Source organism: Stenotrophomonas sp. PFBMAA-4 (assembly GCF_030053215.1).
Taxonomy (GTDB): domain Bacteria; phylum Pseudomonadota; class Gammaproteobacteria; order Xanthomonadales; family Xanthomonadaceae; genus Stenotrophomonas.
The window spans coordinates 37,257-50,528 of record NZ_JASGBW010000015.1; the positions used below are offsets into that span (position 1 = coordinate 37,257).

General features: G+C 67.3%; 12 protein-coding genes. 4 read left to right on the forward strand and 8 right to left on the reverse strand.

What is annotated here, in order from left to right:
* Window positions 1-38: 38 nt before the first annotated feature.
* Window positions 39-1,067, forward strand: coding sequence for a LysR family transcriptional regulator (locus QMZ26_RS11155; RefSeq protein ID WP_200733875.1), 1,029 nt, complete (start codon window positions 39-41; stop codon window positions 1,065-1,067).
* A gap of 46 nt (window positions 1,068-1,113) precedes the next feature.
* Here the strand turns inward: QMZ26_RS11155 and QMZ26_RS11160 are convergent, their stop codons facing one another.
* Window positions 1,114-1,998 carry a LysR family transcriptional regulator gene (locus QMZ26_RS11160; RefSeq protein ID WP_079221530.1) on the reverse strand — a complete coding sequence of 295 codons (885 nt, stop codon included), beginning with the start codon at window positions 1,996-1,998 and terminating at the stop codon, window positions 1,114-1,116.
* Between the two features lie 117 nt (window positions 1,999-2,115).
* On the opposite strand from QMZ26_RS11160, the gene QMZ26_RS11165 reads away from it, so the two are divergent.
* Entirely contained in the window at window positions 2,116-2,841 is a 726-nt protein-coding gene (locus QMZ26_RS11165; protein WP_108746488.1) for an SDR family oxidoreductase, read from the forward strand.
* Between the two features lie 314 nt (window positions 2,842-3,155).
* Here the strand turns inward: QMZ26_RS11165 and QMZ26_RS11170 are convergent, their stop codons facing one another.
* Window positions 3,156-3,851, reverse strand: a complete 696-nt coding sequence (locus tag QMZ26_RS11170) for an OmpA family protein (RefSeq protein WP_079221528.1) — start codon at window positions 3,849-3,851, stop codon at window positions 3,156-3,158.
* A gap of 138 nt (window positions 3,852-3,989) precedes the next feature.
* A complete protein-coding gene (locus QMZ26_RS11175; RefSeq protein ID WP_283221491.1) occupies window positions 3,990-5,405 on the reverse strand; it encodes a deoxyribodipyrimidine photo-lyase in 1,416 nt (471 codons plus the stop codon).
* A 109-nt stretch (window positions 5,406-5,514) separates the two neighbouring features.
* Between QMZ26_RS11175 and QMZ26_RS11180 the strand changes: the two genes are divergently transcribed.
* Window positions 5,515-6,099: a hypothetical protein gene (locus tag QMZ26_RS11180; RefSeq protein ID WP_283221492.1), complete on the forward strand. Its 585-nt coding sequence runs from the start codon at window positions 5,515-5,517 to the stop codon at window positions 6,097-6,099.
* A gap of 83 nt (window positions 6,100-6,182) precedes the next feature.
* On the opposite strand, the gene QMZ26_RS11185 is transcribed toward QMZ26_RS11180, so the two are convergent.
* The 4 genes from QMZ26_RS11185 to QMZ26_RS11200 are packed head-to-tail and all read right to left on the reverse strand — an operon-like array spanning window position 6,183 to window position 11,849.
* Window positions 6,183-6,797, reverse strand: a complete 615-nt coding sequence (locus tag QMZ26_RS11185; protein ID WP_283221493.1) for an inorganic diphosphatase — start codon at window positions 6,795-6,797, stop codon at window positions 6,183-6,185.
* Between the two features lie 11 nt (window positions 6,798-6,808).
* Window positions 6,809-8,158 carry a metallophosphoesterase family protein gene (locus QMZ26_RS11190; RefSeq protein ID WP_234458684.1) on the reverse strand — a complete coding sequence of 450 codons (1,350 nt, stop codon included), beginning with the start codon at window positions 8,156-8,158 and terminating at the stop codon, window positions 6,809-6,811.
* A gap of 11 nt (window positions 8,159-8,169) precedes the next feature.
* Window positions 8,170-9,291, reverse strand: a complete 1,122-nt coding sequence (locus QMZ26_RS11195) for a phytase (RefSeq protein WP_200733869.1) — start codon at window positions 9,289-9,291, stop codon at window positions 8,170-8,172.
* Window positions 9,291-11,849 carry a TonB-dependent receptor gene (locus QMZ26_RS11200; RefSeq protein WP_200733868.1) on the reverse strand — a complete coding sequence of 853 codons (2,559 nt, stop codon included), beginning with the start codon at window positions 11,847-11,849 and terminating at the stop codon, window positions 9,291-9,293. The genes QMZ26_RS11195 and QMZ26_RS11200 overlap by 1 nt, the downstream gene beginning before the upstream one ends.
* A 154-nt stretch (window positions 11,850-12,003) precedes the next feature.
* On the opposite strand from QMZ26_RS11200, the gene upp reads away from it, so the two are divergent.
* Window positions 12,004-12,636, forward strand: a complete 633-nt coding sequence (gene upp / locus QMZ26_RS11205; RefSeq protein WP_079221521.1) for a uracil phosphoribosyltransferase — start codon at window positions 12,004-12,006, stop codon at window positions 12,634-12,636.
* 93 nt (window positions 12,637-12,729) lie between these two features.
* On the opposite strand, the gene QMZ26_RS11210 is transcribed toward upp, so the two are convergent.
* The gene (locus QMZ26_RS11210) at window positions 12,730-13,209 is read right to left on the reverse strand and encodes an SRPBCC family protein (RefSeq protein WP_283221494.1); all 480 of its coding nucleotides are present in this window, start codon (window positions 13,207-13,209) and stop codon (window positions 12,730-12,732) included.
* Between the last annotated feature and the right edge of the window lie 63 nt (window positions 13,210-13,272).

Consider the following 13,272-nt stretch of genomic DNA (forward strand, 5'->3'; position numbering starts at 1 on the left):
TCACGATTGTCCCATCCCCGCCGTCCAGGATCCCGACCATGTCCCACGATCTCAACGAGACGCTGATCTTCGTCAAGGTGGTCGAGCAAGGCAGCTTCATTGCCGCTGCCAAATCGCTCGGCCTGCCCAAGACCACGGTCAGCCGCAAAGTGCAGGAGCTGGAAACGCGCCTGGGTGCGCGCCTGCTGCATCGGACCACGCGCCGCCTCGGCCTGACCGAAGCCGGTTCGATCTATCACGAGCACTGCCAGCGCATCGCGCGCGAACTGGAAGAAGCCGAGAGCGCGGTGAGCCAGCTGCAGTCCGGCCCGCGTGGCTGGCTGCGTTTCACCGTGCCCTACTCCATCGGCATTACCTGGATCGCGCCGCTGCTGGGCCAGTTCCACGCGCAGTACCCGGAAATCCGCCTGGACATGCACCTGGGCAACGAGAAGCTGGACCTGATTGCAGGCGAAGCCGATCTTGCCCTGCGCGTGGGTGCGCTGCCCGATTCCAACCTGGTTGCGCGCAAGCTGGGCAGCCTGCGCACGCAGGTGTTTGCCAGCCCGGCCTACATCGAACGCTACGGCGAGCCGCTGCACCCGGAGGAGCTGCAGTTCCACCGCATCCTGGCCATGCGCAAGCCGTACCACACCGGCAACTCGCCGCGCTTCACCTGGCAGCTGGGCGAAAACGGTGGCGAGCTGCGCGATTTCCCGGTGACGCCGCTGATGACCGCCAACGACATGTCGGCGTTGAACGGCGCGCTGGTGTGCGGCGAAGGCCTGCTGCTGACCGGCGACGTGATGGCCAAGCCGTTCGTCGAATCGGGCATGGTGCGCCGCGTGCTGGCCGGTTGGACCGGGCCGGAAGTGGACTTCAACGCGGTGTTTGCTGGCGGCCGCCTGGTCTCGCCGAAGGTGCGTGCCTTCGTCGATTTCCTGGTGGAGAAGCTCAACTTCGACGCCAACTACATGCTGGCGCAGTGCCCGGCGGCGAAGCTGGCACGGCAGCAGCAGGAAAAGGAAGATGCCGCGCTGGAAACCAGTGGCAAGCGCATCCTCGAGAAGGTCACTGCTGCGGCATGACCGACGCATCCACGCATGACGTGGATCTACACGGTAGCGTCGCCGGTCAACCCAGCACGTGCTCGACCAGCGCGCGCAGCTTAGGCTCGGCCTGGCGGCGGCTCGGGTAATACAGGAAAAAGCCCGCGAAACGCGGGCAGTACGGCTCCAGCAGCGGCACCAGTTCGCCGCGCTGCAGCCAGGGCCGCCAGGTCTCTTCCATGCCGATGGCGATGCCCGCGCCGGCCACCGCCAGGCGCGCCATCACGCCCATGTCGTTGCTGGTGATTTCCGGCTGCACATCGACACTGAACTCCCGTCCGCGCTCTTCGAATTCCCAACGATACGGCGCCTTGCCTGGCGCACTGCGCCAACCGATGCAGCGATGATCGGCCAGCTCGCGCGGATGCGTGGGCAGCGCATGCTGATCGCGGTATGCCGGCGCGCACACCACCAGCTGCCGCTGCCGTGCCGACACCGGTACCGCCACCATGTCCTGGGCGATGACTTCGCCCAGGCGCACGCCGGCATCGAAGCCCGCACCGACGATGTCGAATTCCTCGTCACTCACCGTGATGTCCAGCTGCAGCGCCGGGTGCCGCGCCGCGAAGCTGGCCAGCATCGGCCCAGCCAGAAAGGCTTCAGCGATGGAGGACACCGCGAGCCGCAGTTGCCCCGATACGGCAGCCTGGCGACGTTGGGTCGCCTCCAGCGCGGTATCCAGCTCTGCCAGCGCCGGCCGCACCGAGGACAGCAGCGCCTGCCCCGCATCGGTCAGGTTGACGCTGCGCGTGGTGCGCAGGACCAGGGCAATGCCCAGCGCCTGTTCCAGCTTGCTGATCGTCTGGCTGACCGCAGACCGGGTCACGCCCAGCTGCTCGGCGGCGCCGGTGAAGCTGCGGCATTCGGCCACCCGCTGGAACACGGCAAGGGCATTGAGATCCACGGACATTGGTTAGCAATCCTTAACAGTCTGATCGGCAATAGGCATCTTATCGCGACAACGTGGGGGATCTACCGTGGCGACACCGGGTCCAGACCGACCCTTTCCCCGTCCAGGAGTCCTGCCATGAGCCTTTCCCGAACCATCCTCATCACCGGCGCATCCAGTGGCATCGGTGCCGGCATCGCCCGCGCACTGGCCCAGCCGGGCGCGCGCCTCGTGCTCGGCGCACGCCGCCTCGACCGGCTGCAGGCACTCGCCGACGAACTGCGCGGACAAGGTGCGCAGGTGCGGGTGCAGGCGCTGGACGTGACCCAGCGCGCGCAGGTCGAGGCGTTCGCTGCGATGGCGCTGGCGGAGTTCGGCAGTATCGACGTGATCGTCAACAACGCCGGCGTCATGCCGCTCTCGCCGATGGCCTCGCTGAAGGTGGACGAGTGGGACCGGATGATCGACGTCAACATCCGCGGCGTGCTGTACGGCATCGCCGCCGTGCTACCGCACATGCAGGCGCGTGGCCAGGGCCAGATCATCAACATCGCCTCGATCGGTGCGCTGTCGGTGGTGCCGACGGCAGCGGTGTACTGCGCGACCAAGTACGCCGTGCGCGCGATCTCCGAGGGCCTGCGCCAGGAGCATCGCGACCTGCGGGTGACCTGCATCCACCCGGGCGTGGTGGAAAGCGAGTTGGCGGACACCATCACCGACCCGGTCGCCGCGGAGGCGATGGTGCAGTACCGCGCCATCGCGCTGCAGCCTGATGCGATCGGCCGCGCAGTGCGGTTTGCGATCGAGCAGCCGGGCGACGTGGACGTGAACGAGATCGTGGTGCGGCCGACGGCGGCGGGGTGATGTGTAGAGTCGAGCTTGCTCGACTGCTTTTTGTAGAGTCGAGCCATGCTCGACTGCTTCTACGGAGTCGAGCATGGCTCGACTCTACAAAGCCCAGAGCGTGCCGAGCAACGCTCGGCACCTACCAAGAGCAGGAGCAGTCGAGCATGGCTCGACTCTACAAAGGCCAGAGCGTGCCAAGCAGAAGCAGGCGATGCGGCGGACGGTTCCATGGCGTGCCGAGCAACGCTCGGCACCCACAAAAATGCCGCCTGCAAGGGCGGCATTTTCGTTCCGGCCCAAGGCCGGACCGGCTCAAGCAGTAACGCTGCGCGTTACTGCTTGAGCGGAATCACACGAATCTCCACGCGGCGGTTCTGCGCGCGGCCGGCGTCGGTGCTGTTGTCGGCAATCGGATAGGCCTTGCCGGCGCCCAGGGTTTCAATGCGCACCTGCTGCACGCCCTGGCCGACCAGATACTGGGCCACCGAATCCGCGCGCTCCTTCGACAGGCGGTTGTTCACCGCGTCGCTGCCGATGCTGTCGGTGTGGCCGACCACTTCGATCATGGTCTGGTTGTACTCGTTCAGCGTGCTGGCAACGCCGTTGAGCGAGCCATAGAACTGCGGCTTCAGCGCCGACTTGCCGAAGTCGAAGGTGATGCCGTCCGGCAGGTTCAGGGTGATGTTGTCGCCCTGGCGCTGCACGTCGATGCCGGTGTTGGCGGTGCGCTCACGCAGGGCGCGCTCCTGGCGATCCTGGTAGTTGCCGATGGCAGCGCCACTCAGCGCGCCGATGCCGGCGCCGACCAGCGCGTGCTGGCGACGTTCGGTGGCGCTGTTGCCGCTCAGCAGGCCAGCCGCCACGCCGACGGCGGTGCCGATCAGGGCGCCACGGCCGGTGCGGTTCTGCTGTTCGGTCGGGTTGCCGTACTGGTCACTCTGCACATAGGAGCCGCCGGTGGCGCACGCCGTCAGCGCGGCAGCGGTCATCAGGGCCAGGGCGACGTTGCGGGTGGTATTGCGGATCATGGTGGTCTCCTTGGATGCCGGCCAGTGCGGCGTGCGAACGACCCGGAGGATATACAGCCCGGCGCGATGCCGGGATGATGGATGTGAAGGCCGGACGTGCTGCATTCAGCTTTCTGAGCCGGCCTTCATCGGCGGCCTTTACGCGCCGCCCGTGCTCCGGTAGGCCGCCAGCGCGGCGTCGCGGCCTGCAGCCAGGTCCACCAGCGGGGTGCGCGGGTAGCCCGGCGCCTTGTCAGCAAGCAGCAGCGGATGCTGCCACGGCGCGAAGCGCGCCTTGACCGGCAGCGCGGCCAGTTCCGGCACCCAGCGGGTGATGTAACGGGCCTGCGGATCGAACTTCTCGGCCTGGGTGACCGGATTGAACACGCGGAAATACGGCGCCGCGTCGGCCCCGGTGCCCGCCACCCACTGCCAGCCCATCGTGTTGTTGGCCAGGTCGGCATCGACCAGCGTGTCCCAGAACCAGCGCGCGCCGTGCAGCCAGTGCGCGCGCAGGTGCTTGCACAGGTAGCTGGCAACGATCATCCGCACCCGGTTGTGCATGTAACCGGTATGCCACAGCTCGCGCAGGCCGGCATCGACGATCGGCACGCCGGTGTTGCCACGCTGCCAGTCGTGCAGCTGCGCGCCACTGGGGTGGGCCCAGGGGAAGCGATCAAAGCGCGGGTTGAGGTTCTCGTTCGGCGTCTTCGGGAAGTGGTGCAGCAGGTGATAGGCGAAATCACGCCAGCCGAGCTGGCGCAGGTAGCCGTCGATATCGGCATCAGTGCCGGCACTGCGCAGGCCTTCCAGCGCATGGGCGATGCGCCACGGTGCGATCTCACCAAAATGCAGGTGCGGCGACATCCGCGAGGTGCCTACACGGTCCGGCAGGTCACGCTGCTCGCGGTACCCGCGCAGGGCGCCATCCTCGAACACCGACAACGCCTCCAGCGCACCCGCTTCGCCCGGCTGCCAGTGCTCCCAGAAGCCGGTGTCCCAGTCCAGCGCCGGCGCCAGCTGCAGTTCCTCCAGCGCGAGACTCGCGACGCCGTGCGATGCCAGCTTCTTCGGCGCGGCTTGCAGCGCAGGCAAGCGCCAGTGGCTGAGCACGTTGCGCCAGTACGGGGTGAACACCTTGTACGGCTGTCCCTGCTGGGTGGCGACATCCCACGGCTCGAACAGCAGGCTGCCGTTGCAGCTCTGCGCGTCGATGCCCTGCTCGCGCAGCGTGCGCTTGATGGTGGCGTCGCGCGGCTGGGTGGCCGGCTCGTACTTGCGGTTCCAGTACACCGCCTCGGCGCCGGTCTCCTCGATCAGTGCCTGCAGCGTGGCCAGGCTCTCGCCGCTGCGCAGCACCAGCGCCGAACCGCGTGCACGCAGGTCAGCATCGAGCGCGGCCAGCGAGCGGTGTCGCCAAGCATCCGACGCTGCGCCAGGCACCCATTCGCCCTCTTCCTGCGGCGCATGGATGTAGACCGGCACCACCTCGTGGCCGGCATCGAGCGCGGCCTGCAGGGCCGGATTGTCCTGCAGCCGCAGATCGCGGCGGAACCACACCAACGCTACCGACACGTGCATCGCCTTCGTTCTGGATGGCGCACATGATAGCCAGCGGCGGTGAAGGCATTGCACGCAGGGCCGTCTGCTAGGCTGCCGGGCCCATTACCGGAACAACGTCGCCATGGATGACCTGCACGCTGCCTTCGCCCGTTTCGGCCCGTTGCAGGCCCAGGACGGACAGGACTGGGACGGTCCCTTCCCGCTGCCGCCGGTGCTGGCGCGTTTCTACGCGCAGGTCGGGCCGCTGGGCCACGAGATCAATGCCAAGGTCGGCCGTGCCGGCATCACCATCCCCGGCCTTGAGGTGTGGGTGCCGCCGCTGCAGCGTCTGTGGAGCTACCAGGCCGGGTATCGCTGGAACGGCGTGGACGGCGAGCCGATCGAGGACTGGGCCGCCAACTGGCTGGTCGTGGCCGACCTCGGCGCCGATCCTTTCATCCTTGATATGGAGGACGGCCGCATATTGTTCGCACGGCACGGCTGCGGCAGCTGGGAGGCCGATACGTTCATCGACGACCTGCCGACTCTTATGGCAGCCCTCGCCGCGGCCGGCACGGTGTATCTGGAAGCCGGCGACGATCTCTACAACGATGACGACGATGGCGGCATCCGCGCCGAGCACCAGGAGGCAGCCGTGCAGGCGGTGGCCCGGGTGTTGGGCGACCGGATCGACGCGGAGTCATTCATCGAGACGCTACTGGGCTGAATCCACGCATGGCGTGGATCTACCTGGGGCGAATCCACGCATGGCGTGGATCTACCTGGGGTGAATCCACGCATGGCGTGGATCTACTTTTCGAAGCGCTTCATCGCCTCGCTGATCAGCGCACGGGCTTCGGCGGCATTGCCCCAGCCATTGAGCTGCACCGGATTGCGGCCGGCCGGCAGGTCCTTGTAGACCCGGAAGAACGCCTCGATGCGCTGCCGTTCGATCTCGGGCAGATCGGACAGGTCGCGGATGTTGGCGTAGGTCGGGTCGACCTTGTCGGTGGGCACGCCGATCACCTTCTCGTCGTGCTCGCCGCCATCGATCATCTTCAGGTAGCCGATCGGACGGAAGCGCACGATCACGCCGGGGTGCAGCGGTTCGCGGGTCAGCACCAGCGCATCCAGCGGATCGTTGTCACCGGCCAGCGTGCGCGGCATCGAGCCATAGTTGGCCGGATAGGCCACCGGCATCGACTGGAAGCGATCCACATGTACCAGGCCGTCTTCCTTGATCTCGTACTTGGTGAAGCTGCCGGCCGGGATCTCCACCGCCAGGTTCACTTCGGCCGGGGCCTGCTTCGGCTGCGCTGCCAGGAACGGGTGCAGCACGCTGTCGGCGGCGGTCACGGCACCGGCCACCAGCAGCAGGGCTGCGCCCAGGGCGGCCAGCGGGGCGATGCGTCGAGTTGAGTTCATGCGGTCACTCCTCATTCCCAGCAACGGTCGGCACGGCCCTTGGCGGTCTGCGCACGCGGGCAGTCGCGCGGGGCGATGCGGTCTTCGCGCAACTCCACCCGCTGCTTGCCGCCAGCGGCGTCGCGGCGCAGCTCGAAGGCATCGTACAACCGGCCGGTGACGGTGTGGGCTTCGTAGCGCAGGTGCTGCGGGTCGATCTTCAGCACCTGGAACAGCTGGGTGTCCTCGGCCACCGGGTCCATCGTCCGGCGTGCCTCGTCGGACAGGCGGTACTGCTTCGGGCCGGCCACCGTCACCACGTACTGCGGCGTGGCGGCCTGCCCTTCGCCGCGGCGGCCGTAGGTGTGGTCATGGCCCTGCAGCACCAGGTCGACGTTGTGGCGGCGGACCACCGGCAGCAGCACGTCGCGCAGCGCCGCGTTCTCGCGGCCTTCGCGCGGCGAATAGAACGGCTGGTGCAGCAGCACGATGGTCCACGGGTGCGGGTTGTTGGCCAGCACCTTGTCCAGCCACTGCGCCTGCGCCTTGGCCGTACCCAGGTCGAGTGCGGATGTGCCATCGAGCACAGCCACGCGCACGTCCTGCACGTCGAACCAGTAGGTGCTGCTGGCCGCAGCTGCGGCACCATTGCCCGGCAGCGCGAACGTCACCGGCCAGTGCTTGCCCAGCACGCGGCGTTCCTGCGGGGTGTCCTCGAACTCTTCGAAGTACTCGTGGTTGCCGATGGCCGGGGCCACCAGGGTTTCCTGCGCCAGCCAGCTGGTGGCGGCGAACCACTCGCCCCACTCGCTGTCATCGGCGCCGTCACCACCGCTGACCAGGTCACCGGCAAACAGGCTCATGCGTGCCTCCGGTGCGGTCTTCTGCGCGGCACGAACGACGCGGCTGACATGGCTGAGGTTCTTGTTCTGGGTATCGCCGAAGTACAGCAGGGTCAGCGGCTCGCCGGCCTTGCCCAGCGTGCGCAGCTGGTTCCAGGCACTCCAGCTGCCATTGCCCTGCACGCGGTACACGTACAGGGTGTCCGGCGTCAGCCCCTCGACTTCGGCGCGATGGTGGTGCGATACGCCGTTCTCGGTCTTCAGTTCCTGGGTCTTCGCACGCACCTGGCGGATGCCCTCGATGGCCGGCGAATCACCGGCCAGGGCGATTTCCAGCAGCGGCGCCTGCACGCTGCCATCGGTACGCCAGGCCACGGCGAAGCCCTGGCTGGGATCGACCGACGGCGAGGCGACGATGCGGTCCGGCACGGTCGTGGCTGCATAGTGGTGGCTGCCCACCGGCACCTGGGTGTTCGGTTCGGCGGCGGCAAAGCCCAGCGCAGGAACCGCCAGCAGCAGGCCCAGCGCGAGGGCATTCATGCAACGACGGCTCATGCGCCACACTCCAGCGGCAGCGACAGCTGTTTGGCGATGGCCTCCCAGTCGAAGGCGACCACGCCCTGGTCGTCATGCACGGCGTAGAGCGCGCCATGCGGGAAGCGCGGACTCGGCTGCTGCATCATCCAGATGCCATCGGTGTTGGCCACGGTGTTGCCCTGGAAGGCACCCACCGGCTTCAGCGTATGGCGGTCAAACAGGTGGAACACGCTGCGCTGCTTGCCCTGCTCGGTGGTGATCCACCAGCCATCCTTGCCGCAGGTGCGCAGCATCACGCCTTCGGCCTGCGCCTTGAACACATCGCGGCCAAAGGTGGTGCCGGTGAAACGGCCGGCCAGTGTGTAGACCTTGAACTCGCTGGCGTAGCTTTCGTCTTCCTCGGCGATCAGCAGGCGATCGTTGGCCGGGTCGCCCCAGATTGATTCGACCACGCGCAGTGCGCCGGCCTCGCTGGTATCGCCGATGCTGGCCGCCAAGGTCGCCTGAACCTTGGCGCCATCGCGGGTGACGTGGTACTGGCGCACGCGCTTGTCCAGCTCGGCCAGCGGCGGCAGGATGTCCTTGCCCTGTGCATCCTCGCCGTTGTCCCACGAATCGGTGACGTACACGCTGTAGCCATCGGCACGGCGGTCGACCCACAGGCCATACGGCTTGCGCAGGTCGTCGGCACCAAACACCGCCAGCGGGGTGAAATCGGGCAGCGAGAACACCTGCACGCGGTGGTTGTCGCGCTCGACGATCCACAGCAGGTCGTCGGTCACCGAGATGCCGTTGGGGCGGTCGAACTGGCCCAGCGCGGTGCCGGCGGTGCCGACGTCGCGCAGGTGCTGGCCGGTGCTGCCGTCATACACCACCAGCTTGTCGGTGGCCTTGGCCGTGGCGATCAGCCAGGTCTTGCCGTCCGGCGCCTTCCACGCAGCGGGCGAGTCGATGTTGTCGTCCGGGGTCATCGGGCTGAGGAACGCCTCGGCGATGGTCGACACCGAGCGCGCGGCCTCAGCCGGTGCCTTCGCGGCGGCGCCGGTCCCGGCATCGGCCGGTGCCTCCGCCGGCGTGCAGCCGGCGGCAAGGCAGGCAGCCATCGCGGCGGCCAGCAGGGTCATGCCACGCGCCATCACAGGGCCACCTTCAGGCCGATGGCGTAGGTGCGGCCGTACTCTTCCATCTGCAGGGTGCGCGAACGGGTGCCCTGGTAGAGCTCCAGCGGCTTGTCGAGCAGGTTCTGCGCTTCGAAGTACATGCTGATGCGCGGGGTGAACTTGTAATCCAGCGAGAAGTCGAGCTGGGTGTTGGGCGCGACGTAGATGTCGAACGCGCGGCCCGCACCGACGGTGTCCAGGTACTCGCTGCGGTAGACCGCGGCCAGGCGCGTGCTCAGGCCGTACTTCTCGTAGCCGATGTGCGCGCTGTAGACGTGCTTGGAAGCGCGCGGCAGCATGAAGTCCTCGCCCTCGCGGCCGTCGATGCCTGCATCGAACTTGGTGTCGAGCCAGGTGCCGCTGGCACCGACCAGCAGGCCGTCCAGCGCGCCAGGCAGGAATGCCAGCTGCTGCTGCCAGTTGAACTCGGCACCACGCACGGTGGCCTTGCGGCCATTGATCGGGCGGGTCACGTCGAGGCCGTCATAGGCCGGATCGTTCTGGCTGACGGTCTCCACGATGTAGCCGTCGATGGACTTGTGGAACAGGCCCAGCGAGACGATGCCGGTGCTGCCGATGTACTTCTCGACCGACAGGTCGATGTTCTTCGATTCGTAGGGATCCAGCTGCGGGTTGCCCAGGCGCAGCTCTTCGTCACCGGCGTTCAGCGCGCGGCGCGGCGAGATGTCACCGAAGGACGGGCGCGAGACCGTCTTGTTGGCCGAGGCGCGCAGCACCCAGTCGTCAGCCGCGTCGTAGCGCAGGTGCAGGCCCGGCAGCACGTTGGTGTAGCTGCGGTTGGCCTGCACCGGGTTGACGGTGTAGCCGTCATCGTCGTCCAGCTCGACGCTGTTGCCCGTGGCCTTGAAGCGGGTGTTTTCCACGCGCACGCCACCGATGATGCGCAGCGCGCCGATGTCCCAGGTGCCCATCGCGTAGCTGGCGAAGATGTCTTCGCTGGCGGTGTAGTCCTCTTCCAGCGAGGTGGCGGCGTTGCCGGCAACGTCCTGCGGGCGGGCGGTGTAACGGCTGCCATTCTGCGCCCAGTAGCGGCGCATGGCCGCCGAGCTCATGCCCTGCCCCATCACGCCGTGGCGGTGTTCCGGGTCGGCGGCGGTCCAGGTGGTCAGGTCGATGTCCGGGCCGCGTCGCAGCTCGCTTTCGTCCACGTTGACATCACGGTCGCGCCAGCGGCCCAGCAGGCCGAACTTGATGCTGCTGCTGTCGCCGTCGAAACGCACGTTGACCTGCGCGCTGCGTTCTTCGTCGTTGACCTGCTTGGGCGAGATCACGAAGCGGTCGAACGCGTAGTTCGCGTTGTCCATCCAGTCGTTGCTGCTGAGCGTGTAGGTCGGCAGGCGGCTGCGCTGGTCCAGGGTGCCGGACATGTCGTCGGCATCCAGTTCGAAGCGCGCTTCCATCTCGTCGTTGACGCGCTCTTCGGTACGGGTGTAGCCGATCTTGTAATCGACCACCGCGTTGGTCAGCTTGTTCTCGCCACCCAGGCTGGCAGCAAAGGTGTTTTCCTTCTTGGTGCGGTAGCGCATGCGCTTCTGGATCGCATCCGACGGCAGGTCGTCCAGGCGGAACTGGTCGGTGCCGGTGGCGACCATGTCGGCGTCGTCGAAGTTGTAGATCACGCGCTGGCGCGTTTCGGCATCGTCGAACTGGCTGTACAGGGTGCGCAGGTAGTACTTGCTGTCCTCGTCCGGGCGCCAGTCCATGTTGAGGTTGGCACCGATGCGCTTGCGCTCGATCTCGTACTTGCGGTTCTGCAGGTTGATCGCGGTGACATCGCCCGGAGCGGCATCCTTCTCACCGTCGTACTCGACTTCGGTGTTGTCCGACTCGAACTTGCGGTTCTGGTAATTCACGCCCAGCGCCACGCCGAAGGTGTCGGCGAACACTTCGCTGTAGTTGAACGAGGCCTTCGGGCTGGTCTCGCCGGACAGCTGCTGGTGGCTGGCTTCGATCTTGCCACGCAGGCTGCGGCCGTCGCGGTCGAAGGCCGACGCCGATTCAACCAGCACCGCGCCGCCGATGGCATCACCGGGCATGTCCGGGGTGGGCGACTTGACCACGCGCAGGCGTTCGGTCGAATCGGAGGGAATGACGTCCAGCGGCGCGGCGCGGCTGGAATCTTCCGGGGTACCCACGGCGATGCCATCGATGCTGACGCTGTTGAGGTTGGCATCCAGGCCGCGGATGACCACGAAACGGCCTTCTCCCTGGTCGCGGGTCACGCTGATGCCCGGCAGCCGCTGCAGCGATTCGGCGACGTTCTTGTCCGGGTACTGGCCCAGGGCATCGGAGGACACGGCGTCTTCGATGGCGTCGCTGCTGCGCTTGAGGTCGACCGCGCGGATCTGCGATTCGAGCTGGGCGCGCACTTCGATGCGGTCCAGGTCGACGGCATCGGCGGCAACCGCGCCGGTGGCGGCCAAGGCCTGCTGCCCGGCGGCCTGCAGCGGTGCTGCGGCCCCCAGCGCCAGGGTCACGGTGATGGCCATGGCCAGCGGAGTCTTGATGTGCACGGTGGAGTCCCATACCTGTGAAGAATGGGTCTGCACGGTATGTCCGCAAGATTGCATGGCGGTGACACTGTTCAGCACATTCATTGCATGCGGCGTGGGCTTCGCAGCGCTGATCCGGCAAAATGGGGGCCTCTCTCCATTCCCCTTCCCGACCATGAAGATCGTCGAAGTGCGCCACCCGCTGGTGCAGCACAAGATCGGCCTGATGCGCAACGCCGCGCTCAGCACCAAGGATTTCCGCGAGCTGGCCAACGAACTGGGCACGCTGCTGGCCTACGAGGCCACCGCCGACCTGGAGACCGAGCCGCACACCCTGCCCGGCTGGGCCGGCCCGGTCACCGTGCAGCGCATCGCCGGTGCCAAGATCACCGTGGTGCCGATCCTGCGTGCCGGCCTGGGCATGCTCAGCGGCGTGCTGTCGCTGATCCCGGCCGCGCGCGTGAGCGTGGTCGGCCTGCAGCGCGATGAGGAAACCCTGCAGCCGGTGCCCTATTTCGAGCGCCTGACCGGCCGCCTGGAAGAGCGCGACGCGCTGATCCTGGACCCGATGCTGGCCACCGGCGGTACCCTGATCGCCACCATCGACATGCTCAAGCGCGCCGGCGCGCGCCGCATCAAGGGCATCTTCCTGGTCGCGGCGCCGGAAGGCATCGAAGCGGTCAAGGCCGCGCATCCGGACGTGGAGATCTACACCGCGGCCATCGATGCCCAGCTCAACGACAAGGGCTACATCCTGCCGGGCCTGGGCGATGCGGGCGACCGCATCTTCGGTACCCGCGTGGTGTGATCCGGTTCAAGGGGTCAGAGCCCTTTGCCCGTGCAAAGGGATCTGACCCCGGGGTCGGAACCCTTTCGCAGAAAGGGCTCCGACCCCGAGTCTTTACAGCCCGGCCGCCAGCGCTTCCAGCTGGTCAATGGCCATGTTCCAGCCCTCAAAGAACCCCATCTGTTCGTGCTGGTCACGGACTGTCTTGTCCGGGTGCATCACCTGCGCGGTGTAGCGGCAGCCCTGCCCTTCGTCTTCCAGGGTGATGATGGCGGTGAAGCCCAGCCACGGCGTCTGCGGGCGCCAGCCACCGCCCAGCATCGAGGTGAACACCAGGCGCTGCTGCGGCACCACCTCGACGAAACACCCGGGGTTATCGCTGCTGCCGCCCTCGGGGCCCTGCATGAAGGTGTGGAATGCCCCACCCGGGCGCAGTTCGAACGCGCGCACTTCAGTGGTCCACGGCCGCGGGCACCACCACTGCCGCAGCAGGTCAGGCTCGGTCCACGCCCGCCACAAGGCCGCCCGCGGCGCGGCCAGCACGCGGCTGATGACCAGGTCGGTGTCCGGATGCTGGTCGGCATCGGCAGTCATGGGCGTACTCCTGTGCGAACGGTCGGATGCCCACCGATACGCCGATCGCCGTGCCCAGGCAAG

What these genes read in the sequence shown, in the direction of transcription:
- QMZ26_RS11155 (WP_200733875.1), top strand. Translation starts at nt 39, where the DNA reads ATGTCCCACGATCTCAACGAGACGCTGATCTTCGTCAAGGTGGTCGAG.
- QMZ26_RS11160 (WP_079221530.1), bottom strand. Translation starts at nt 1,998, where the DNA reads ATGTCCGTGGATCTCAATGCCCTTGCCGTGTTCCAGCGGGTGGCCGAA.
- QMZ26_RS11165 (WP_108746488.1), top strand. Translation starts at nt 2,116, where the DNA reads ATGAGCCTTTCCCGAACCATCCTCATCACCGGCGCATCCAGTGGCATC.
- QMZ26_RS11170 (WP_079221528.1), bottom strand. Translation starts at nt 3,851, where the DNA reads ATGATCCGCAATACCACCCGCAACGTCGCCCTGGCCCTGATGACCGCT.
- QMZ26_RS11180 (WP_283221492.1), top strand. Translation starts at nt 5,515, where the DNA reads ATGGATGACCTGCACGCTGCCTTCGCCCGTTTCGGCCCGTTGCAGGCC.
- QMZ26_RS11185 (WP_283221493.1), bottom strand. Translation starts at nt 6,797, where the DNA reads ATGAACTCAACTCGACGCATCGCCCCGCTGGCCGCCCTGGGCGCAGCC.
- QMZ26_RS11190 (WP_234458684.1), bottom strand. Translation starts at nt 8,158, where the DNA reads ATGAATGCCCTCGCGCTGGGCCTGCTGCTGGCGGTTCCTGCGCTGGGC.
- QMZ26_RS11195 (WP_200733869.1), bottom strand. Translation starts at nt 9,291, where the DNA reads ATGGCGCGTGGCATGACCCTGCTGGCCGCCGCGATGGCTGCCTGCCTT.
- upp (WP_079221521.1), top strand. Translation starts at nt 12,004, where the DNA reads ATGAAGATCGTCGAAGTGCGCCACCCGCTGGTGCAGCACAAGATCGGC.
- QMZ26_RS11210 (WP_283221494.1), bottom strand. Translation starts at nt 13,209, where the DNA reads ATGACTGCCGATGCCGACCAGCATCCGGACACCGACCTGGTCATCAGC.